Genomic DNA, 21,786 nt, shown 5'->3' on the forward strand with positions numbered 1-21,786 from the left:
GCCACTCTAAATCAAGACTTCCGAAATGTGAAGTCTTGACCTTGAACGGGTCGTGGGGGACAGTGGACGAACTTAGAACAGCGCTCTAACTTTCCTCCAGGGAGCTCGCCCATGCAGATCGAACAGCGGGGAGTGGACACCGTCCCCGACGAGGAGCGGACCAGCGGCCCCCGGGACCTCGTCAGCATCCTGCTCGGCTCGAACCTCGCCCTCGGCGTGATCGTTTTCGGCTGGCTGCCGGTCTCCTTCGGGCTCGGCTGGTGGGCGTCGTTCAGCGCGCTCGTGGCCGGCACCCTGGTCGGCACCCTGCTGGTCGCCCCGCTCGCCCTGGTCTCGCTGCGCACCGCCACCAACCTGTCCACCAGCAGCGGCGCACACTTCGGCGTGCGGGGGCGGCTCCTCGGCTCGGTCATCGGCCTGCTGCTCTCGCTCGGCTACACCGCCCTGACCCTCTGGGTCGGCGGCGACGCCGTCGTCGGCAGTCTCAACCGGCTCATCGGCCTGCCCACCGGTGGCGTCACCTACGCCATCGTCTATGCGCTGCTCGCCGCCTGCACGGCGACCTCCGCCGTCTTCGGCTACCGCATGCTGCTGCGGCTGAGCCGCGCCCTCGCCGTCGGACTCACCCTGCTGCTGGCCGTCGGCTTCATCGCGTACGCCGGCATGTTCACCACCGCCGCCCCCGCCGGCTCGGAGTACCTGCTCGGCGGCTTCTGGCCGACCTGGCTGCTCGCCGCCGTCTCCGCCGGGCTCAGCGGCCCCATCGCCTTCATCACGCTGCTCGGTGACTACACCCGCTACATCTCCCCGCGCCGCGTCTCCCAGCCCCGGGTCTTCTGGGCGGCCTGCCTCGGCCTTGTCATCGGTCTGCTCGTCCCACAGCTCTTCGGCACGTTCACCGCCCTCGCGGTGGGTGCGGGCACGGACTACGCGGGACCGCTGGTCGCCGCCGCGCCGGGCTGGTATCTGCTCTTCCTGCTGATCAACGCCTCAGCGGGCTCGGTCGGCAACGCCGGGCTGATGCTCTACAGCATGGGCCTGGACCTCGACGCGATCCTGCCGCGGGCCACGCGCACTCAGGCCACGTATGCCGTGGCCGGGGTCTCCACGCTGCTGGTCTACCTCGGGCACTTCGCGTGGGCCGCGCAGGACGCGATGACCTCGTTCGTGCTGGTGCTCACGGCTGTGGGTACGCCGTGGGCGGTCATCACCCTGCTGGGCTTCCGGCGCTGCGGGGGCGTCTACGACGCGGAGTCCCTGCAGGTCTACAACCGCGGGACGGTGGGCGGGATGTACTGGTACCGGGGCGGATGGAACGTCCAGGCCACGGTCGCCTGGGCGGTGGGGTCGGCAGTGGGGCTGACGGCGGTGGACACACCGCTCTACAGCGGAGCGCTGCTTCGCCTCACCGGCGGGGTCGACCTGAGCTTTCTGATATCCGGGGCGATCGCGGCTGCCGCGTACGTCGCGCTCAGCGCAGGGCGGCCGCACCCCGTTCCGGCCCCGGCCCCGGCATCGACTCCGGCGCCGGTGGCCGCGGGCGGGGTGTGATCCACCACCCCGCCCCCTGCGGCGGTCAGCCGAGGTCGTGCATCCAGCCGTGGGTGTCGGCGGCGCGGCCGGTCTGGATGGCCAGAAGCGCTTCGCGGAGGCGGAGGGTGACCTCGCCGGGCCGGCCGTCGCTCTGGGTCCATTCGGCGGAGGAGCGCTTGACGGTGCCGACGGGGGTGACGACGGCGGCGGTGCCGCAGGCGAAGACCTCGGTGAGGGTGCCGTTGGCGGTGTCGGTCTGCCACTGGTCGATGGAGACCCGGGCTTCCTCGGACTCGTAGCCGAGGTCGCGGGCGACCTTCAGAAGGGAGTCGCGGGTGACGCCGGCAAGGAGGGAGCCGGTGAGAGTGGGGGTGACGATGCGGTCGCCGTAGACGAAGTAGAGGTTCATCCCGCCGAGTTCCTCGACCCACTTGTGCTCGACGGCGTCGAGGTAGGCCACCTGGTCGCAGCCCTTGGCGGCGGCCTCGGCCTGGGCGAGCAGCGAGGCGGCGTAGTTGCCGCCGGTCTTGGCGTCGCCCATGCCGCCGGGGACGGCGCGGACGCGGTCCTCGGAGAGCCAGATGGAGACGGGCTTGACGCCACCGGGGAAGTAGGCGCCTGCCGGGGAGGCGATGACGATGAAGAGGTACTCGTTGGCGGGCTTGACGCCCAGGCCGACCTCGGCCGCGAACATGAAGGGCCGCAGGTAGAGCGACTGCTCACCGCCATGGGCCGGGACCCATGCCTTGTCCTGGGTGACCAGGGCGTCGACGGCGGCGATGAACGTCTCGACGGGCAGCTCGGGCATGGCGAGCCGCCTGGCCGAGGACTGGAAGCGCTTGGCGTTGGCCTCCGGCCGGAAGGTGGCGACGCTGCCGTCGGGGCGGCGGTAGGCCTTGAGGCCCTCGAAGATCGTCTGGGCGTAGTGGAGGGTCATGTTCGCCGGGTCGATGGACAGCGGCGCGTACGGGACGAGCTGGGCGTCGTGCCAGCCGCGGCCCTCGGTCCAGCGGATCGTCACCATGTGGTCGGTGAAGTGCCGGCCGAAACCGGGGTTGGCGAGAATCGCCTCGCGCTCCGCGTCGGACAGCGGGTGCGAGGAGGGCTTCAGCTCGATCGTGGGCGTCGTCATGTGTCGTGATCCTTTGGCGTCAAGGTCGGAGCGGACCGCACCCGCCGTCCTCCTGCTTACTCCTAGGACGTCCGAGTTTCCCCTCGCACAGCGGCCCCACCGCCGATTATCGCAGCGGTGGGGCCGTGGACATACACGTGCGGCCCGAGAGGTCTGTCAGTCGCCGGGCCGGCTGGTGTCCGGTCCGGCGGTCAGCCGGATACCCGGGCGGTGAGCGCGTCGCCGATCTCGGAGGTCGAGCGGGCGACGGAACGGGATGCCAGGTCCTCGGCGACCGCCGCGTCGATCCTGGCCGCCTCGTCCGGGTAGCCGAGGTGCTGGAGCAGCAGGCCGACCGACAGGATGGTGGCGGTCGGGTCGGCCTTGCCCTGGCCCGCGATGTCCGGGGCGGAGCCGTGGACCGGCTCGAACATCGAGGGGAAGTCGCCGCTGGGGTTGATGTTGCCGCTCGCGGCGACGCCGATGCCACCGGAGACGGCGGCGGCGAGGTCGGTGATGATGTCGCCGAAGAGGTTGTCGGTGACGATCACGTCGAAGCGCTCGGGCTGCGTGACGAGGAAGATCGTCGCCGCGTCCACGTGCAGGTAGTCGGTGGTGACCTCGGGGAATTCCTCGCCGACCTTGTTGAAGATGTTGGTCCACAGGTGACCGGCGTGCACCAGCACGTTGTTCTTGTGGACCAGGGTCAGCTTCTTGCGCGGGCGGGCCTGGGCACGGGCGTACGCGTCCCGGACCACGCGCTCGATGCCGAAGGCGGTGTTGAGGCTGACCTCGGTGGCCACCTCGTGCGGGGTGCCGGTGCGGATCGAGCCGCCGTTGCCGGTGTACGGGCCCTCGGTGCCCTCACGGACCACGACGAAGTCGATCTCGGGCGAGCCGGCCAGCGGGGTCGAAACACCCGGCAGCAGCTTGCTCGGCCGCAGGTTGACGTGGTGGTCGAAGGCGAACCGCAGCTTGAGCAGGAAGCCGCGCTCCAGGACGCCGGACGGCACCGAGGGGTCGCCGATCGCGCCCAGCAGGATCGCATCGTGCGCCTTCAGCGCGGCGAGGTCCGCGTCGGTGAGGGTCTCACCGGTGGCGTGGTAGCGCTTGGCGCCGAAATCGAACTCCTGGGTCTCCAGCTTGACGTCCTGCGGGAGGACGGCGGAGAGCACCTTGAGGCCCTCGGCCACGACCTCCTGGCCGATACCGTCACCGGGGATCACTGCGAGACTGAGGCTGCGAGACATGCTTGGCACCCTACTCGCCCGTCCCATTGCATGACACTTGGTGTCCGCATGACGGACGCTTGAAGGTCCGGTCAGGTGCCGTTCATCCCGATGCCCTTGCCCGGTTGAAACGCGATGGAATCGTGGCAGCCATGGACACACCACGCATGGGGATCGACGACCAGCTCGCCGAGCGCATGAGCATGGCCGAGCAGCACGAATACCTGCGGGCGAAGCTTTCCCGCCGCAGAGTGATCCGGGGCGGCGCCGCGGCGGCGGGGGTTGCCGCCGGGGCCGGGCTCCTGGGCTCCTCCGCCTACACCGCCTACGCGGACACGACCACGGCCTCGCGTGCCTCCGGGCAGCTGAGCAAGCCCGCCACCGGTGAGGTGGACGGCAAGCACGTGGCCCCCTTCGGCCGGCACCTCGCCTTCGGCGCCGACCCGAAGACCCAGTTCCGGATCTCCTGGCAGGTGCCGCTGGCGGTGAAGAAGCCGTTCGTCCGCGTCGGCCTCAAGCCGTGGGACCTGGGCAAGAAGATCGAGGCCGAGGTGCGCCCGCTGCACACGGCCGCGCTCACCTCCGCGCTCCCGGCGGTCGACCAGTACTACCTGCACGCCGCGCTCGACGGGCTGCGCCCCGGCACCACCTACTACTACGGCGTGGGCCACGAGGGCTTCGACCCGGCCACCGCCAGCGCCTTCGCCACGATCGGCACGTTCACCACCGCGCCCGCCCACCACGAGCGCTTCGTCTTCACCGCCTTCGGTGACCAGGGCGTCAGCTACCACGCCCTCGGCAACGACGCCGTCATCCTCGCGCAGAACCCTTCCTTCCACCTCCACGCCGGCGACATCTGCTACGCCGACTCCTCCGGCTCCGGCCAGAGCACGGACACGTACGACGCCCGCGTCTGGGACCAGTTCCTCGCCCAGACCGAGACGGTCGCCTCCCGCGTCCCGTGGATGGTCGCGGTCGGCAACCACGACATGGAGGCCTGGTACTCCCCCAACGGCTACGGCGGCCAGGACGCCCGCTGGACCCTGCCGGGCAACGGTCCGGACGCGGAGAAGCTCCCGGGCGTCTACTCCTTCACGTACGGCAATGTCGCGGTCGTCGCGCTCGACGCGAACGACATCTCGTACGAGATCCCTGCCAACTACGGCATCAGCGGCGGCAAGCAGACCGCGTGGCTGGACAAGAAGCTCGGCGAGCTGCGCAAGCAGTCCGGCGTCGACTTCATCGTGGTCTTCTTCCACCACTGCTCCTACTCGACCACCACCTCGCACGCCTCCGAGGGTGGCGTCCAGGAGACGTGGGTGCCGCTGTTCGAGAAGCACGGCGTGGACCTGGTGATCAACGGCCACAACCACGTGTACGAGCGTACGGACGCGATCAAGGCCGGCGCGGTGTCCAAGCAGGCGCCCATCGGCACCACGGTGCACTCCGAGCGCGACGGCATCGTCTACGTCACGGCAGGCGCCGCGGGCCGCAGCCTCTACGCCTTCCCGGTGGCCGACAGCTACGAGGGGCATGTCGCCGACGTCGACAGCGTCGACACCTACCACTGGACCAAGGGCGGCGTGAAGGCCACCGAGACGGTGGAGTGGTCGCGCGTGCGCTACACGGGCTACTCGTTCCTCGCGGTCGAGGTCGAGCCGGCCCCGAAGGGGCACACCGCGAAGCTCACGGTCTCCGCGCTCGCCGAGAGCGGCGAGCGGATCGACCACTTCACGGTGGCCCGTACGGCGAAGTAGTAAGCCGGGCAGTAATCCGAGACGGGGTTCGGCCCGCGCGGTTCAGCGCGGCTCGTGCCCCGTCCGGCCGCCGTTGTCACGGCGGTCAAGGGCGCGCTGGAGGGCTTCGGCGGCGTTCTTGCGGGCGGTCTCGTCCATGGTGATCAGCTCCAAGAAGCATCAGGAGTCGGCAGGTCGCCATAGAACGGAGGCGGGGAGCATGCGCGCGGCAAGGGGTTGCCTTGCGACGGGTGGCGCGGCTCTCATCCGCCGGTCGCTGGTGGAGCGAGACGTTCGGCTTCTACAAAGCTAGGACAGGTCCGCGCATCTGTCTCCACAGTTAGTCGGACTTCCTACTATCTGAGACGGCGGCGCCCTCCGGACACCCCTGACGGCCCACCTAGCGGCCCACCGCCCCGTCGATCTGCTCGCGCAGGATGTCCGCGTGACCCGCGTGCCTGGCCGTCTCCTCGATCATGTGGACCAGGATCCAGCGCATGGACGGCGCCGGGTGGTTGTCGCGCAGCGACCGTACGCCGGGCCTGTCGAGGTCGTCGCAGGCCGCGATGACGGCGCCGGCTCGGTCCACGGCCGCGCGGTAGGCCTCGATGAGGGCCTCGGCGGTGTCGTCCTCGGTGGCGGGGGCGTTGTGGTCCCACCGGGGGACGTCCGCGCCCTCGTAGGCCCAGACGAACCAGTTGAGCTCGACCCCGGTCATGTGCTTGACCAGACCGCCGAGACTGGTGCCGGACGGTACGCCGGGTGCGATGGCCTCGCGGTCGGCCAGGCCCTCGAGCTTGGCGGCCACGCGGTCTCGCAGGTAGTCGAGGAAGAGGACGAGGGTGGTCTTCTCGTCGGTGTTGATGTGCGGCGGGCCCAGATCGCCCCGGGCCCGGCCTGCGGTCGTGTCGGTCATGACCGTCAGGCTAGGGCCGGGGCGCGGTTGGGTCAGGCCATTTTCCCGGGCTCAGCCCATGTGCGGGTAGCGGTAGTCCGTCGGCGGGACGAGGGTCTCCTTGATGGAGCGCGCGGAGGTCCAGCGGGTGAGGTTGGACGCGGCGCCGGCCTTGTCGTTGGTGCCTGAGGCGCGGCCGCCGCCGAAGGGCTGCTGGCCGACGACGGCGCCGGTGGACTTGTCGTTGATGTAGAAGTTGCCGGCGGCGAAGCGCAGCTTCTCCATCGTGTGGGCGGCGGCGGCGCGGTCCTGGGCGATGACCGAGCCGGTCAGGGCGTAGGCGGAGACGGACTCCATCTGGGCGAGCATCTCGTCGTAGCGCTCGTCGTCGTAGACGTGGACGCCGAGGATCGGGCCGAAGTACTCCTCCCGGAAGATCTCGTTCTCCGGGTCCGTGGAGACGAGCACCGTCGGGCGGACGAAGTAGCCGACGCTGTCGTCGTACGTACCGCCCGCGACGACCTCGACCGTGGGGTCGGCCTTGGCGCGGTCGATGGCGGCCTTGTTCTTGGCGAAGGCGCGGTCGTCGATGACGGCGCCGATGAAGTTGGAGAGGTCGGTGACATCGCCCATGGTGAGGCCGTCGACCTCGGCGGCGAAGGCCTCCTTGAAGCCGCCGTCCCAGATGGAGCGCGGGATGTAGGCGCGGGAGGTGGCGGAGCACTTCTGGCCCTGGTACTCGAAGGCGCCGCGGGTGAGGGCGGTCTTCAGGATCGCGGGGTCGGCCGAGGGGTGGGCGACGACGAAGTCCTTGCCGCCGGTCTCGCCGACGATCCGGGGGTAGCCGCGGTACTTCTCGATGTTGTTGCCGACGGTCTTCCACAGGTACTGGAAGGTGCGGGTCGAGCCGGTGAAGTGGATGCCGGCCAGTTCGGGGTGCTCAAGGGCGACCTCGGACACGGCGATGCCGTCGCCGGTGACGAGGTTGATGACGCCCTTGGGCAGCCCCGCCTCCTCCAGGATGCGCATGAGCAGCACCGCGGAGTGGGTCTGGGTCGGGGAGGGCTTCCAGACCACGACATTGCCCATGAGGGCGGGCGCGGTGGGCAGGTTGCCGGCGATCGCGGTGAAGTTGAAGGGGGTGATCGCGTAGACGAAACCTTCCAGCGGCCGGTGGTCGCTGCGGTTCCAGACGCCCGGGGAGTTGGCCGGGGGCTGCTCGGCGAGGATCTGGCGGGCGAAGTGGACGTTGAAGCGCCAGAAGTCGACCAGTTCGCAGGGGCTGTCGATCTCGGCCTGCTGGGCGGTCTTGGACTGGCCGAGCATCGTGGAGGCGGCGACGGTCTCGCGCCACGGGCCGGCCAGCAGCTCGGCGGCGCGCAGGATGATGGCGGCACGGTCGTCGAAGGCCATGGCCCGCCACGCGGGGGCAGCGGCCAGGGCGGCGTCGATCGCGTCCTGGGCGTCGGCGTGGGTGGCGTTGGCGTACGTGCCGAGGACGGCGCCGCGGTTGTGCGGCTGCACGAGGTCGAAGCGCTCGCCGCCGCCCATGCGGCGCTCGCCGCCGATGGTCATGGGGAGGTCGGCCGGGTTGCCCGCCAGCTCCTTGAGCTTGGCCTCCAGGCGGGACCGCTCGGGGCTCCCCGGGGCGTAGGAGTGGATCGGCTCGTTGACCGGGGCGGGGACCTGGGTCACAGCGTCCATGGAAAACAGCTCCTTGTGTCCTTTTGGGATCAGCGGGTGGGGAGGAAGGTCCGCAGGAAGAAGGTGAGGTTCGCCGGACGCTCGGCGAGGCGGCGCATGAAGTAGCCGTACCAGTCTGCTCCGTACGGCACGTAGATGCGGACCCGTTCGCCCTCCTCCGCGAGCCGTCGCTGCTCGGCGGTGCGAATGCCGTAGAGCATCTGGAATTCGTACGAACCCTGCTTGCGGCCGTCGCGGTGGGCCAGCTCCTGGGTGATCGCGATGAGGCGCGGGTCGTGCGAGCCGATCATCGGATAGCCGTCACCGGCCATGAGGATCTTCAGGCAGCGGACGTAGGCGAGGTCCACATCCTGCTTGCTCTGGTGGGCGACGCTCGCGGGCTCCTTGTAGGCACCCTTGACCAGGCGGACGCGGGAGCCCTCGGTGGCGAGGGCGCGGGCGTCGTCCTCGGTGCGGAAGAGGTACGACTGGAGGACGGCGCCGGTGGCCGGGTGCCGCTCGCGCAGCTCGGCGAGGATGGCCAGCGTCGAGTCGGCGGTGGTGTGGTCCTCCATGTCGAGGGTGACCGTGGTGCCGGTCTCGGTGGCCAGCTCGGCGACCCGGCGGACGTTCTCCAGGGCGATGTCGTGGCCGCCGGCCGGCAGCGCCTGGCCGAAGGCGGACAGCTTGACGGAGACCTCGGCGCGGGTGCCCAGGCCGGTCTCCGCCAGCGCTTCGAGGAGGCGCAGGTACGCGTCCCGGGTGGTGGTCGCGGTGGCCTTGTCGGTCACGTCCTCGCCGAGGTGGTCGAGGGTGACCTCCAAGCCGGACGCGGTCAGGGCGCGGACGCTCTCCATCGCGGGATGCAGCTCGTCGCCCGCGACGAAACGGTTCACCACCGGACGGGTGATCGGCGCCGCGGCGACGATGCGGCGCATGCGGTCGCTGCGCGAGGCGGCGAGCAACACGGGACCCAGCACGGGCTCCTCCTGGACGGGGCGTGGATGCGACGGGAAGACGGGAAGACGGGAAAACGGGAAGTTGGGAAGTTGGGAAGAAAGGATTCGCCGTGAAATCTATGGTTCACCCGATCCGTGAGCCATCGACAGCTGTCACGCGTCCGGGTTACGCCCCTCAGACATTTGTATGAAGGACATGAGGGAGAATGGCCGGATGCGCGCTGACTACCAGGAACTCGTCGACGAGGTCTCATCCCTCCTCGGCGCCCCGGCAACCCTGGAGGACCGCGACTTCCGGCTGATCGCCTTCGGCGCCCACGACAGCGACGACGACGGATCCATGGACCCGGTCCGCACCCGCTCGATCCTCACCCGGCGCTCCACGGCCGAGGTCCGCGCGTGGTTCGAGCGCTTCGGCATCACCCGCGCCACCGCCCCCGTACGCATCCCCGCCGCACCGGACGCCGGAGTGGTCCGGCCCCGGCTGTGCCTGCCGGTGCGCCACGGGGGCATCGTCCACGGCTACGTCTGGCTGCTCGACGATGCCGAGCACACCGGGCCGCAGCTCACCGCCGCCATGGAGACGGCCACCCGGATCGGCGCTCTGCTCGCCGCCGAGGCGAGGGCCGGCACCGACCTCGGACGCGAGCTGCGCACGGTCCTGACCGGCGGCGGCGCCGACCCGCTGCGCGCCCTGCTGGGCGCCGACTCGGAGGAATGGCACACGCTGGTCTGCCTACTGCCCTGGACCGCGGAGGAGGCCCCGGGCATCCGTACGGTGCCGGGGGCGGCGGCGATCTGCGCACTGCCGCAGGGACCGGCCCTGGCGGCACTCGTACGGCTGCGGTCTCCGGATGTCCTGACCCCCGCGCGGACCGCCGGCGCCCGCCTGCTGGAGTCCGCCCCGGCCGCCGGCGCCGGGCTCAGCGCGCCCCGCCGGGGCCTGGACGCGCTCGCCGACGCCTGGCACGAGGCCCAGGCCGCCGCCCGGGCCGCCAAGGCCCGCCCCCAGCTCGGCCCGGTGGCCGAGTGGTCCACCCTCGGCCCCTACCGCCTACTCGCCGCCCTCACCACCGCCCCGGATCCCGCCGTACGCCCCCTGCTGGAACCGCAGCACGCCGAACTCGCCCGCACCGCCGAGGTCTTCCTCGACTGCGCCGGCCAGGCCGGCCGCACCGCCGCCGAACTGGCCATCCACCGCCAGACGCTCTACTACCGGCTCTCGCGCGTCGAGCAGCTCACCGGCCTCGACCTGGCCAACGGCGAGGACCGGCTGCTGCTGCACATGGCGCTGAAGGCCGCCCGCCTGTAGGCCGGGAGCTCAGCCCTTCGGGCGTGCGCGCCGGATGAGGTGGACCGCGGTGAAGATCGGCACGATCACCAGAAGGACGACCAGGGTGATGCCCACTGCGGGAGCCACTCCCCCGCCGCCGCTGCAGGTCATCACCTCCGGCTGGCCCACCGTCGCCGAATCGCTCGAGCAGGTCTCGGCCGCGCCGAACAGCGCGCCGCCCACCGCGAGGGCCGGGACGACCAGACCGCCGGGGATCAGCAGGCTGCCCAGCAGTTTGTCGGCGATCGTCCAGCGCCGTGAGGACCACAGCAGGACGAGTCCGACCACCCAGCCGACCCCGGCCAGGAATCCGCCGACGAGCAGCAGGACGACGGCGGCGATCTCCATCGACCAGGAGCCGGCCGACAGCGGCGGGCGCTCCGCAGGGAGGTCGGCCAGTGCCGCCGCGACGATCACCTCGGGGTCGCCGAGCTGGCCGATGATCCGGGTGATGGCCTCCTCGTCGTCCACCTCGGCCTCGGCCCTGGCGACCGCTATGTGCGAGCGCACGTCGGCGAGCAGCTCCTCCCGCCGGTTCACCGGCAGCGCGGCCGCCGCCCGGCCCAGCTCCGCGAGGTACTCCTCGGCCAGCGCGTTGCTTCTCAGGTCCTTGGTCATCACGTGGATTCCCCGTTCTTGGTCAGAAAGTGCAGGACGGCGTCGTTGAATCCGGGCCATGCCGCGGCGAACTCGTCGAGCGCGCGCGCCCCGGACGGGGTCAGTTCGTAGTACCGGCGCGGCGGGCCGCTGCTGGACTCCTGCCAGGTCGTCTCGACCAGGGCGTCCCTGCGGAGTCTGGACAGCAGCGGGTAGATGGTGCCCTCGCTGGTGACCATGGCGTCCACCTCCCCCAGCTCGCGCAGCAGCTCGACGCCGTAGCGCTTGCGGTCCCGGAGCAGTGCGAGCACGCAGTACTCCAGAACTCCCCGCCGCAGTTGACTCATCGTCTTGCGGGCGTCGCCAGGTTCCATGCGTTACAAGGTACCTGCCACGGCCTGGTCCCCTCAAGTACCTGCGTGACAAATCGTCTACAGCGGGGCGTCCTTGACCGGGATGCTGTCCTCACCCGGTATGCGCATGCCGGGAATGGCCTCGTCATCCATACGGACGAGCAGCACGACCCCGTCCCGCGCCCACAGCTCCTCGTAGCCGTGGGCCAGCAGCAGCCGGACCCTGGCCTCCTCCTGAGCCGCCGACCTGAAGGGGAAGGTGCGCCGGCTGGTCTGCAGCAGGACGTAGTCGGCGCCGCGCGGGGTGTCGTCGGCGATGACGGTGTGCGTACGGGCGGTGAGGTGCGGGGCGGCGTTGTTGTCGGCCTCGACGGTGACGCCGTCGGGTATGCGGGCGGCGGCCTCGACGAGGGCCTGCTCGGGTGCGGTGGGACGCCAGTGCGCGGGGTCGGCGAGGCGGGCCAGCCCGAAGGCGAAGCCGAGGGCCAGGCAGGCGGTCACGGAGAGGGTGACCCAGCGGCGGGCGCGGCCGGGGGCGCGCAGGTGCAGCCGGGCCAGGGTCTCGATGGTGGCGACCAGGAGCAGCGGCCAGAGGAAGGCGTCGTAGTGGTGCGACATCGACCAGTGGCTGGGGTTGTCCGAGAAGAGCCGCTCGGCGAGCAGCGGCAGCGCGCACAGCACGGTGGCCGACCCGAAGGGCAGGAAGAGCAGCGGCAGGAAGAGCCAGAGCAGCAGCGAGACCTTCGCCCAGCTGTCCACGGCGAGGGAGAACGAGGTGACCGGGTCGGTCAGCAGACGCACACCGACCGCGAGGACGCCGGGGCCCAGCTTGCCGTAGTTCCAGTAGTAGCCGGGCTCGCCGCCCATCGCCGGGATCAGCCAGCGGATCGCGGCCAGGCAGCCGGCCGGGCCGATGACCAGGAGGCAGAGCCCGGTCCAGATACCGCGCCGCCCGCCTTCCTGGCCGCCGCTGCGCAGGGCGAGTACGAGTCCGTACGCCGCCACCAGCAGCCCGAGGTCCTCCTTGGTGCACAGCAGCAGGACGGCCGCGATGATGACGCCGCCGTAGCGGCGGGCCTGGCCGCGCTCCAGCATCAGCAGGGTGAGCGGCACGGCGAAGGCCACCTCGTGGAAGCCCTCGCGCGAGGCCATGAACAGCGGCCAGCCCAGGGCGTACACGAGCCCCGCGAGGTCGGTGGCGGTACGGGACGCCTCCGGCGCCGCGTCTGCGAAGCAGCGGGTGGTGATCCGCCGGACCAGGGGTACCCCGGCGGCGAAGAGCGCGGCCTGGGCGATCAGCAGGACACGGGGGTCGTCCCAGATCCAGTAGAGCGGCGCGAGCAGCGCGAGGACCGGGGAGAAGTGGTCGCCGAGGAGCGAGAAGGCGGGCGGGAACTCGTGGTGGAAGTTCTTGATCGGCGAGCGCGGCAGATGGAAGTGCGCGTACTCGCGGATCGCCTGGTCGAAGATGCCGAGGTCGAAGCCGCCGAGCCGGGCGTCGGCCCACTGCTGGAGACCGACCGACAGCATCGAGGCGAAGCAGATGAGGATGAGCGCGACCGTACGGATGCGTCTGCGTCTGCGGACCCGTGTCCGGGTACGGAGGCTCTCCGACGTGAGGTCGACAAGCCGCTGCTGCTGCTCCGTGGTCGGTCCCGCCCCCATGCGTTCCGGTCTCCCCACCGTCCACGTCGCCAACCGGGTCACCCTAACCGGCGTTCGGCGAGGTCACAATGGAGGTCACAAGGAAGGCCCCGGGATTGCTCCCGGGGCCTGCGTTGCGGATGTGACGCCAGGGCGTCGGTCCTCCAGGTCAGTCCTCCAGGTTGACCGCGCGGGCGAAGCTCGCCCCGATCTCCTCGGCGATGTCCGCGAGGACCTGCACCGGCACGCTGGAGTCGACGGTCAGCGCGACGAGCGCCTCGCCGCCGGCCGCCGCCCGGGCGACCTGCATCCCCGCGATGTTGATCCCGGCCTCGCCGAGGATCCGGCCCACCTTGCCGACCACCCCGGGGCGGTCGGTGTAGCGCAGGAAGGCCATGTGGTCGGCGACCACCAGGTCCACGTCGTCCTCACCGACGGCGACGACCTTCTGGATGTGCTTCGGACCGGCCAGCGTGCCGGAGACCGCGACCTCCGTGCCATCGGCGAGCAGACCGCGCACCGTCACCAGGTTGCGGTGGTCCGGGGACTCGCTGCTGGTGGTGAGGCGGACCTCGACGCCGCGCTCCTGCGCGAACAGCGGAGCGTTCACATACGACACCGTCTCGTCGACGACATCCTCGAACACGCCCTTGAGCGCCGACAGCTCCAGCACCTTCACATCGTGCTGGGTGATCTCGCCGCGCACCTCGACATCCAGGCGCGCCGCGACCTCGCCCGCCAGCGCGGTGAAGATCCGGCCCAGCTTCTCCGCCAGCGGCAGCCCCGGCTTGACGTCCTCGGCGATGACGCCGCCCTGGACGTTGACCGCGTCCGGCACGAGCTCGCCGGCCAGCGCGAGGCGTACGGAGCGGGCGACGGAGATGCCGGCCTTCTCCTGCGCCTCGTCGGTGGACGCGCCCAGGTGCGGGGTCGCCACCACGTTGTCGAACTGGAACAGCGGGGAGTCCGTGCACGGCTCCTTCGCGTACACGTCCAGGCCCGCGCCCGCGACCCGGCCCTCCTTCAGCGCCGAGGCCAGCGCCTCCTCGTCCACGATCCCGCCGCGCGCGGCGTTGACGATGCGGACGGACGGCTTGACCTTGTGCAGCGCGTCCTCGCCGATCAGGCCGACCGTCTCAGGCGTCTTGGGCAGGTGAACGGTGATGAAGTCCGAAACCTCCAGCAGCTCGTCCAGGCTGACCACCCGCACGCCCATCTGCGCGGCACGCGCAGGCTGGATGTAGGGGTCGTACGCCACGATCTTCATGCCGAAGCCCGACATGCGCTGGGCGACCAGCGCGCCGATCCGGCCGAGGCCGACGACGCCGAGGGTCTTCTCGGCCAGCTCCACACCCGTGTACTTGTTCCGCTTCCACTCGCCCTGCTTCAGCGCGGCGTTGGCCGGCGCGATGTTGCGGGCGACGGAGATCAGCAGGCCACAGGCCAGCTCGGCAGCGGTGACGATGTTGGAGGTCGGGGCGTTCACGACCATCACGCCGGCCTTGGTGGCGGCGGACACGTCGACATTGTCCAGGCCCACGCCCGCGCGGGCGACGACCTTCAGTTTCGAGGCGGCGGCAATCGCCTCGGCGTCGACCTTGGTGGCGCTCCGCACCAGGATCGCGTCGACATCGGTGATCGCGGACAGCAGCTCGGCTCGGTCGGCGCCATTGCAGTGCCGGATCTCGAAATCCGGTCCCAGTGCGTCGACGGTCGCGGGCGACAGCTCTTCAGCGATGAGTACGACGGGGTTGCTCACGTGAGTCCTCACTAGTCCCTGGCGGACGGCCGCGTCCCGACGGCCGAAGGCGGTGGAGAGGGATGGCATGCCGCGTGGAAGACGCACGACGCTGTGAGCCTGACGCGCTTGTTAAGGGAGTGTATCGGCGCGGCGGACAGGGTCCTGCGCCTTCCTGGAAGGATCACCCTGACGAGGGTGTACGGCGTGGATAAAGCGGCGGCTGTGCGACGGTCCGTGGCCGGGTCGGGCCACGGACCGTCGACGGCCGGACGAGTGCTTACGCCTCTTCGTCGACCCAGCTCATGAGCTTGCGGAGCTTGCGGCCGGTGGTCTCCAGCAGGTGGTTCTCGTCGGCCTTCTTGTACTCGTTGTACTTGGGGAGGCCGGCGTTGTACTCGGCGATCCAGTTGTTGGCGAAGGTGCCGTCCTGGATCTCGGCGAGGACCTTCTTCATCTCGGCCTTGGTGGCGTCGGTGATGATGCGGGGGCCGGTGACGTAGTCGCCCCACTCGGCGGTCTCGGAGACGGACCAGCGCATCTTCTCCAGGCCGCCCTCGTACATGAGGTCGACGATGAGCTTGAGCTCGTGGAGGCACTCGAAGTACGCGATCTCGGGCTGGTAGCCGGCCTCGGTCAGCGTCTCGAAACCGGCCTTGACCAGGGCTGCGGTGCCACCGCAGAGCACGGCCTGCTCGCCGAAGAGGTCGGTCTCGGTCTCCTCGGTGAAGGTGGTCTTGATGACGCCGGCCTTGGTGCCGCCGATGCCCTTGGCGTAGGACAGGGCCAGCGCGAAGGCACCGCCCGTGGCGTCCTGCTCGACCGCCGCGATGCAGGGGACGCCGCGGCCCTCTTCGTACTGGCGGCGCACGAGGTGGCCCGGGCCCTTGGGGGCGACGAGGGCGACGTCGACGCCCGCCGGGGGCTTGATGAAGCCGTAGCGGATGTTGAGGCCGTGACCGAAGAACAGGGCGTCGCCGTCCTTGAGGTTGTCCTTGATGGACTCCTCGTAGACGCGGGCCTGGATCGGGTCCGGGGTGAGGATCATGATCAGGTCGGCCTCGGCCGCGGCCTCGGCGACAGACACGACCCGCAGGCCCTGCTCCTCGGCCTTGACCTTGGACTTCGAACCCTCCTGGAGGCCGACGCGGACATCGACGCCGGAGTCGCGCAGCGACAGCGCGTGCGCGTGGCCCTGGCTTCCGTAACCGATGACCGCGACCTTGCGGCCCTGGATGATCGAAAGGTCTGCGTCGTCCTCGTAGAACAGCTCGGCCACTTTGGGGTCTCTCCTTGGATCTGGCGTGTTGCCCACACATTACGTCGCGTGGGCGCGGGGAAGTCTGACGGTCTCGCTATGCGGTCTGCGCGTGCCGCGTTTACGCGGAGCGGTCGAGCGCGCGCAGCGAGCGGTCGGTGATGGAACGGGCACCACGGCCTATGGCGATGGTGCCGGACTGGACCAGCTCCTTGATGCCGAAGGGCTCCAGCATCTTGAGCATGGCCTCCAGCTTGTCGGAGCTGCCGGTGGCCTCGATGGTGACGGCCTCCGGGGAGACGTCCACCGTCTTGGCGCGGAAGAGCTGGACGATCTCCACGATCTGGGAGCGGGACTCGTTGTCCGCCCGCACCTTCACCAGAACGAGTTCCCTCTGAACCGCAGAGCCGCTTTCCAGCTCCACGATCTTCAGGACGTTGACGAGCTTGTTGAGCTGCTTGGTGACCTGCTCCAGCGGCAGCTCGTCCAGGACGGTCACCACGATCGTGATGCGCGAGATCTCGGGGTGCTCGGTGGTGCCGACCGCGAGGGAGTCGATGTTGAAGCCGCGCCGGGAGAACAGAGCGGTGATCCGGGCGAGGACACCGGGCTTGTTCTCGACCAGGACGGAGAGTGTGTGCTTGGACATGTCGCGATTACCTGTTCTCTCAGTCGCTCAGTCGTCGGCCGCGTCGCCGAAGTCGGGACGCACGTCGCGGGCTGCCATGATCTCGTCGTTGGAGGTGCCGGCGGCGACCATCGGCCACACCATGGCGTCCTCGTGGACGATGAAGTCGACCACCACCGGGCGGTCGTTGATGGAGTTGGCCTTGGCGATGACCGCGTCCAGGTCGGCGGGGTCCTCGCAGCGCAGGCCCACGCAGCCCATGGCGTCCGCCAGCTTGACGAAGTCCGGGATGCGGGTGCCGGCGACCGGTGCCGCGCTGGCGCCGGTGTGGGAGCCCTGGCCGGAGTTGGTGTCGCCGGCGTGCAGGACGGTGTTGGAGTAGCGCTGGTTGTAGAACAGCGACTGCCACTGGCGGACCATGCCCAGGGCGCCGTTGTTGATGACGGCGACCTTGATCGGGATGTTGTTCAGGGCGCAGGTGACCAGTTCCTGGTTGGTCATCTGGAAGCAGCCGTCGCCGTCGATCGCCCAGACCGTCGCGCCGGGCATGCCGGCCTTGGCGCCCATCGCGGCGGGGACGGCGTAGCCCATGGTCCCGGCGCCGCCGGAGTTGAACCAGGTGCCGGGCTTCTCGTACTTGATGTACTGCGAGGCCCACATCTGGTGCTGGCCGACGCCGGCCGCGAACAGGGTGCCCTCCGGGGCCAGCTCGCCGATCCGCTGGATGACCTGCTGCGGGGACAGGGAGCCGTCCTCGGGGAGGTCGTAGCCCAGCGGGTAGGTCTCGCGCCAGCCGTTGAGCTGCTTCCACCAGTCCTCGTAGTCGCCCTTGTGACCGGCCTCGTGCTCGGCCTGGACGGCGACGATCAGGTCGGCCAGCACCTCGCGGGCGTCGCCGACGATCGGCACGTCGGCGGTGCGGTTCTTGGAGATCTCGGCCGGGTCGATGTCGGCGTGCACGATCTTGGCGTACGGGGCGAAGCTGTCCAGCTTGCCGGTGACGCGGTCGTCGAAGCGGGCGCCCAGAGCGACGATGAGGTCGGCCCGCTGGAGCGCGGCGACGGCGGAGACCTGGCCGTGCATGCCGGGCATGCCGACGTGCTGGGGGTGGCTGTCGGGGAAGGAGCCCAGCGCCATCAGGGTGGTGGTGACCGGGGCGCCGGTGAGCTCGGCGAGGATCCGCAGCTCGGTGGTGGCGCGGGCCTTCATGACGCCGCCGCCGACGTAGAGCACCGGGCGCCTGGCCTCGTTGATCAGCCGGGCGGCCTCGCGGATCTGCTTGGCGTGCGGCTTGGTCACAGGGCGGTAGCCGGGCAGGTCGGTCTGCGGGGGCCAGGAGAAGGTGGTCGGGTTCTGCAGGGCGTCCTTGGCGATGTCGACCAGGACCGGGCCGGGGCGGCCGGTGGCGGCGATGTGGAACGCCTCGGCGATGGTCCGGGGGATGTCGTCCGGGTTGGTGACCAGGAAGTTGTGCTTGGTGATCGGCATCGTGATGCCGCAGATGTCCGCCTCCTGGAAGGCGTCGGTGCCGATCGCCTTGGAGGCGACCTGGCCGGTGATCGCGACCAGCGGGACGGAGTCCATGTGGGCGTCCGCGATCGGGGTCACCAGGTTGGTGGCGCCGGGGCCTGAGGTGGCCATGCAGACGCCGACCTTGCCGGTGGCCTGGGCGTAGCCGGTGGCGGCGTGGCCGGCGCCCTGCTCGTGGCGGACCAGGATGTGGCGGACCTTGGTGGAGTCCATCAGCGGGTCGTACGCGGGAAGGATCGCACCGCCCGGGATACCGAATACCGTGTCGGCGCCCACCGCCTCGAGGGAGCGGATGAGGGACTGCGCGCCGGTGATGCGCTCAGCGGGGGCGGACTGCGGCGCGGCGCCGCGGGCCCGCGGCTGCGGGTGGTGGGCCCCGGTGGCCTGGTCGGTCATCTGCGATCTCTTCTCTCGAAGAATGAGGGTGGTTTGTCTGGGTCCCGGCTATGTCCGGGGCAACAAAAAACCCCTCGTGCCTGAAGGCAAGCGAGGGGAGCGCGTCGGTGCGTTCCACGAGGCGGCGATGGGCCTCGGGTCAGCCGACGCGCTTTCCAAGTACGAGAATTCGGGTGCGCATGGCACTGACCTTCCTCCTGGCCTGTGTGGAGTGTCAAGCGGGCGGGACGGCCGTCTCACTATTTGAGCGCAGCGGTCCACCGGTCGCGATCACCGCCTCTCTGGGCACCGGGTACCCGCCGCGCGTCAGCGAGGAGCGCAGCCGGTGCTCTTCCAGCGGGCCCGAGAAGGCCATTCCCTGGCCGTGGGTGCACCCCATTGAGCGTAGCGCGACGACCTGCTCCGGGCGATCCACTCCGTCGGCGACGGCCTTGATGCCGAGCTCACCGGCGATCCGCAGCAGTCCCCCGGTGATCTTGTGCAGCCGCGAGGACTCCACCACGCCGTCGGTGAAGGAGCGGTCGAGCTTGACGACATCCACGGGCAGCCTGCGCAGCGCGGCCAGCGCCGCGTATCCCGTCCCGAAGCCGTCGAGCGCGATCCGCACCCCGAGGCGGCGCAGGGTGATCAGCCGGCGCTCCAGCTCGGTCAGGTTGATCCGGGGGTCCTGGTCGGTGAGCTCCAGGACCAGACCGCCGGACGGCAGCCCGTGGCGGGCCAGCAGTGCCTCGATGTCCTTGACGGGCTGGTGCTCGCCCCCGCCCATCAGGCGGTGCGCGGGCATCCGTACGGCCACCGGGACGGGATGCCCGGATCCGTACCGCAGCGCGGCCTGCTCCACGGCCTCGGCGAGCAGCCAGCGGCCGAGCTGGGTGGTGGGGTCGCCGTTCTTCTGGGCCATGTCGACATCGGCGACCCGCAGGAACTCCGCGGGGGTGAACAGGATCCCCTGGGCGGAGCGCCAGCGGGCCTGTGCCTCGACGGCGGTGATCCGGCCGCTGCCGAGGTCCACGACGGGCTGGTGCAGCAGGGTGAACTCGCCGTCGTGCAGGGCGGCGCGCAGCCGCCCCGCCAGCTCGGTCCTGCGCACGACGTCCGCCTGCATCTGCGGCGCGTACATCTCCACCCGGCCCTTGCCCGCCTGCTTGGCCCGGTACATCGCCAGGTCCGCGTTGCGCAGCAGCTCCCCGGGGGTGACGCCGGGCTCGGCGAAGGCGATGCCGATGCTGGCGGCGACCCGCAGCTCACCGCTCGGGCCGGCCCCGCTGATGAGATACGGCTCCGAAAGGCCCGCGCGCAGCCGGTCGGCGATCTCCTGCACCTGGTACTCGCGCTTGTGCCGGTCGCTGCTGGTGCCACAGATGAGGGCGGCGAACTCGTCGCCGCCCAAGCGTGCCGCGGTGTCGCCCGACCGCACGGAATCCTGGAGCCGTCGGGCCGCCTGGACGAGCAGCTCGTCCCCGGCCTGGTGGCCGACCGTGTCGTTGACCGCCTTGAAGCCGTCCAGGTCGATGAAGAGCACCGCGACACCCCCCGCCTCGCCGTCCCCGGCCCGGCGGCCGCTGAGCGCGAGGCGGATCCGCTCGGTGAACAGCGCCCGGTTGGGCAGGTCGGTGAGCGCGTCGTGCGAGGCACTGTGCTGCAGCTGGGCCTGGAGGCGTACGCGCTCGGTGACATCGCGGCTGTTGAAGATCAGGCCGCCCTGGTAGCGGTTGACCGTGGACTCCACATGCAGCCAGCCGCCCCGCCCCGAGCGGATCCGGCACTCGATCCGGGTGACGGGCTCCTCGGCGGGATGGGCGGCCAGAAACCGGCGCACCTCGTGCAGCACCCGGCCCAGGTCCTCGGGGTGGATGTGCGAGGCGAGCTCGGTGCCGACCAGGTCCTCGGCCTCCCGCCCGTACACGCCCTGCGCGGCGGGGCTCACGTAGCGCAGGATTCCGGTCGGCGCGGCGATCATGATGACGTCGCTGGATCCCTGCACGAGGGAGCGGAAGTGGTTCTCCTTCTGGGCCAGCTCCTGGGTGAGGGAGATGTTGTCCAGCAGCATGATGCCCTGGCGGACGACGAGCGCGAGCACGACGGTGCAGCCGGTGAGCAGCACCACCTGGTCGATCTTCCGGCCGTCGATGGCGTTGTAGAGGATGCCCAGGACGCACACCGCGGCCGCGAGGTACGGGGTGAGGGCGCCGAGCGAGCCGGTGACCTTGCGGCCCGGCTGCGCCTGGACCGCGCCGCCGCCGGAAGCCTCGGGTTCGCGGCGGCCCACCCAGGGGGCGTACGCCAGGAGCATGCTGCCGGCGAACCAGCCGGCGTCGAGGATCTGGCCCGACTTGTAGTGCTCGCGCAGCAGCGGTGAGGTGAACAGCGCGTCGCACAGCACGGTGAGGGCGAGGGCGGCGATCGCGGTGTTGACGGCGGCACGGTTGGCCGACGTGCGCCGGAAGTGCAGTGCCAGCACCATGCTGACCAGCATGATGTCCAGCAGCGGATACGCGAGCGACATGGCGACGCGTGCGGTGCTGCGGCCCTCCCACTGCGCGGCATGCGCAAGCGCGAGACTCCACGACAGGGTGAGCAGCGAGCCGCCGATGAGCCAGGCGTCCAGGGCCAGGCAGACCCAGCCGGCCCGGGTGACCGGCCGCTTGGCGAGCAGCAGCAGGCCGATGATGGCGGGCGGCGCGAAGAGCAGAAAGCAGAAGTCGGCGATCGAGGTGCGGGGCACGGACTCGCGCAGCACGACCTCGTAGAAGCCCCAGACGCCGTTGCCGAGCGCGACCATGGAGGACGAGACCGCGAACAGCGCCCAGGCGGGCCGGTGCCGTCCCGAGCCGTTGCGCGCGTACGCCATACAGGACAGGGCGGCGGTGAGCGCGGCGGCGGACAGGCCGAAGTCGCCCATGACGAGGGCGACCTCGGCCGATCCCCAGCCGAGCGCCGCACCGGTGGCGTATCCCCCGCAGAGCAGCGCGACCAGCAGCTGGGGCAGCAGTCCCGCCGCCCGGCCGCCGCCCGGCACAGGCGGCCGGGCGAGCACCGCCCCGGTCGCGCTCACCGTGCGGTCCGGCGCTCGGTCCGGCGTACTGTCCCGCGTGCTGTCCCGCGTTGCCGTGGCGGTCCGCTGAGGTCCCGCGTCCGGGTCTTTCTCCATTGGCAGTGCATC

The 21,786-nt window shown here is 70.6% G+C and carries 16 protein-coding genes; 3 read left to right on the top strand and 13 right to left on the bottom strand.

Features of this window, described 5'->3' with window-relative positions:
• The first annotated feature begins 111 nt into the window (after positions 1–111).
• A complete protein-coding gene (locus OG607_RS13025) occupies positions 112–1,551 on the top strand; it encodes a cytosine permease (RefSeq protein ID WP_405722723.1) in 1,440 nt (479 codons plus the stop codon).
• 25 nt (positions 1,552–1,576) lie between these two features.
• Here the strand turns inward: OG607_RS13025 and OG607_RS13030 are convergent, their stop codons facing one another.
• Complete coding sequence (locus OG607_RS13030) at positions 1,577–2,665, bottom strand: branched-chain amino acid aminotransferase (RefSeq protein ID WP_329311911.1); 1,089 nt, start codon at positions 2,663–2,665, stop codon at positions 1,577–1,579.
• A gap of 191 nt (positions 2,666–2,856) precedes the next feature.
• A complete protein-coding gene (locus OG607_RS13035; protein ID WP_405722725.1) occupies positions 2,857–3,894 on the bottom strand; it encodes a 3-isopropylmalate dehydrogenase in 1,038 nt (345 codons plus the stop codon).
• Between the two features lie 131 nt (positions 3,895–4,025).
• On the opposite strand from OG607_RS13035, the gene OG607_RS13040 reads away from it, so the two are divergent.
• Positions 4,026–5,630 carry a purple acid phosphatase family protein gene (locus tag OG607_RS13040; protein ID WP_405722728.1) on the top strand — a complete coding sequence of 535 codons (1,605 nt, stop codon included), beginning with the start codon at positions 4,026–4,028 and terminating at the stop codon, positions 5,628–5,630.
• Between the two features lie 379 nt (positions 5,631–6,009).
• Here the strand turns inward: OG607_RS13040 and OG607_RS13045 are convergent, their stop codons facing one another.
• Genes OG607_RS13045 through OG607_RS13055 form a run of 3 tightly spaced genes read right to left on the bottom strand, consistent with a single transcriptional unit; the run spans position 6,010 to position 9,167 of the window.
• Positions 6,010–6,525: a DinB family protein gene (locus OG607_RS13045; RefSeq protein ID WP_405722730.1), complete on the bottom strand. Its 516-nt coding sequence runs from the start codon at positions 6,523–6,525 to the stop codon at positions 6,010–6,012.
• A gap of 51 nt (positions 6,526–6,576) precedes the next feature.
• Positions 6,577–8,208 carry an L-glutamate gamma-semialdehyde dehydrogenase gene (gene pruA, locus OG607_RS13050; RefSeq protein ID WP_405722733.1) on the bottom strand — a complete coding sequence of 544 codons (1,632 nt, stop codon included), beginning with the start codon at positions 8,206–8,208 and terminating at the stop codon, positions 6,577–6,579.
• A gap of 29 nt (positions 8,209–8,237) precedes the next feature.
• Positions 8,238–9,167, bottom strand: a complete 930-nt coding sequence (locus OG607_RS13055) for a proline dehydrogenase family protein (protein WP_405722735.1) — start codon at positions 9,165–9,167, stop codon at positions 8,238–8,240.
• A gap of 193 nt (positions 9,168–9,360) precedes the next feature.
• Here OG607_RS13055 and OG607_RS13060 point away from each other — a divergent pair, with 193 nt between their 5' ends.
• Positions 9,361–10,458 carry a PucR family transcriptional regulator gene (locus tag OG607_RS13060; protein WP_405722738.1) on the top strand — a complete coding sequence of 366 codons (1,098 nt, stop codon included), beginning with the start codon at positions 9,361–9,363 and terminating at the stop codon, positions 10,456–10,458.
• A 9-nt stretch (positions 10,459–10,467) separates the two neighbouring features.
• On the opposite strand, the gene OG607_RS13065 is transcribed toward OG607_RS13060, so the two are convergent.
• From OG607_RS13065 to OG607_RS13100, 8 genes are all read right to left on the bottom strand, one after another.
• Positions 10,468–11,097, bottom strand: coding sequence for an HAAS signaling domain-containing protein (locus OG607_RS13065; RefSeq protein WP_405722739.1), 630 nt, complete (start codon positions 11,095–11,097; stop codon positions 10,468–10,470).
• Positions 11,097–11,450 (bottom strand): PadR family transcriptional regulator, encoded by a 354-nt coding sequence (locus OG607_RS13070; RefSeq protein WP_405722740.1) that lies wholly within the window; start codon positions 11,448–11,450, stop codon positions 11,097–11,099. Before OG607_RS13070 ends, OG607_RS13065 begins: the two co-directional genes overlap by 1 nt.
• Before the next feature lie 57 nt (positions 11,451–11,507).
• Entirely contained in the window at positions 11,508–13,094 is a 1,587-nt protein-coding gene (locus tag OG607_RS13075) for a DUF2079 domain-containing protein (protein WP_405722742.1), read from the bottom strand.
• A 148-nt stretch (positions 13,095–13,242) separates the two neighbouring features.
• Complete coding sequence (gene serA / locus OG607_RS13080) at positions 13,243–14,832, bottom strand: phosphoglycerate dehydrogenase (protein WP_405722743.1); 1,590 nt, start codon at positions 14,830–14,832, stop codon at positions 13,243–13,245.
• Between the two features lie 259 nt (positions 14,833–15,091).
• Positions 15,092–16,090, bottom strand: a complete 999-nt coding sequence (gene ilvC / locus OG607_RS13085) for a ketol-acid reductoisomerase (RefSeq protein WP_405722746.1) — start codon at positions 16,088–16,090, stop codon at positions 15,092–15,094.
• A 100-nt stretch (positions 16,091–16,190) separates the two neighbouring features.
• Positions 16,191–16,718: an acetolactate synthase small subunit gene (ilvN, locus tag OG607_RS13090; protein ID WP_329311922.1), complete on the bottom strand. Its 528-nt coding sequence runs from the start codon at positions 16,716–16,718 to the stop codon at positions 16,191–16,193.
• Between the two features lie 27 nt (positions 16,719–16,745).
• Entirely contained in the window at positions 16,746–18,623 is a 1,878-nt protein-coding gene (locus tag OG607_RS13095) for an acetolactate synthase large subunit (RefSeq protein WP_405722748.1), read from the bottom strand.
• Between the two features lie 214 nt (positions 18,624–18,837).
• Positions 18,838–21,678, bottom strand: coding sequence for a putative bifunctional diguanylate cyclase/phosphodiesterase (locus tag OG607_RS13100; RefSeq protein ID WP_405722751.1), 2,841 nt, complete (start codon positions 21,676–21,678; stop codon positions 18,838–18,840).
• Positions 21,679–21,786: the final 108 nt, after the last annotated feature.

Source organism: Streptomyces sp. NBC_01537 (assembly GCF_045040445.1).
GTDB lineage: Bacteria > Actinomycetota > Actinomycetes > Streptomycetales > Streptomycetaceae > Actinacidiphila.

Excerpts from the sequence above, each read along its gene's own strand:
- OG607_RS13025 (WP_405722723.1), top strand. The coding sequence starts at position 112 with ATGCAGATCGAACAGCGGGGAGTGGACACCGTCCCCGACGAGGAGCGG.
- OG607_RS13030 (WP_329311911.1), bottom strand. The coding sequence starts at position 2,665 with ATGACGACGCCCACGATCGAGCTGAAGCCCTCCTCGCACCCGCTGTCC.
- OG607_RS13035 (WP_405722725.1), bottom strand. The coding sequence starts at position 3,894 with ATGTCTCGCAGCCTCAGTCTCGCAGTGATCCCCGGTGACGGTATCGGC.
- OG607_RS13040 (WP_405722728.1), top strand. The coding sequence starts at position 4,026 with ATGGACACACCACGCATGGGGATCGACGACCAGCTCGCCGAGCGCATG.
- OG607_RS13045 (WP_405722730.1), bottom strand. The coding sequence starts at position 6,525 with ATGACCGACACGACCGCAGGCCGGGCCCGGGGCGATCTGGGCCCGCCG.
- pruA (WP_405722733.1), bottom strand. The coding sequence starts at position 8,208 with ATGGACGCTGTGACCCAGGTCCCCGCCCCGGTCAACGAGCCGATCCAC.
- OG607_RS13060 (WP_405722738.1), top strand. The coding sequence starts at position 9,361 with ATGCGCGCTGACTACCAGGAACTCGTCGACGAGGTCTCATCCCTCCTC.
- OG607_RS13065 (WP_405722739.1), bottom strand. The coding sequence starts at position 11,097 with ATGACCAAGGACCTGAGAAGCAACGCGCTGGCCGAGGAGTACCTCGCG.
- OG607_RS13070 (WP_405722740.1), bottom strand. The coding sequence starts at position 11,450 with ATGGAACCTGGCGACGCCCGCAAGACGATGAGTCAACTGCGGCGGGGA.
- OG607_RS13075 (WP_405722742.1), bottom strand. The coding sequence starts at position 13,094 with ATGGGGGCGGGACCGACCACGGAGCAGCAGCAGCGGCTTGTCGACCTC.
- ilvN (WP_329311922.1), bottom strand. The coding sequence starts at position 16,718 with ATGTCCAAGCACACACTCTCCGTCCTGGTCGAGAACAAGCCCGGTGTC.
- OG607_RS13095 (WP_405722748.1), bottom strand. The coding sequence starts at position 18,623 with ATGACCGACCAGGCCACCGGGGCCCACCACCCGCAGCCGCGGGCCCGC.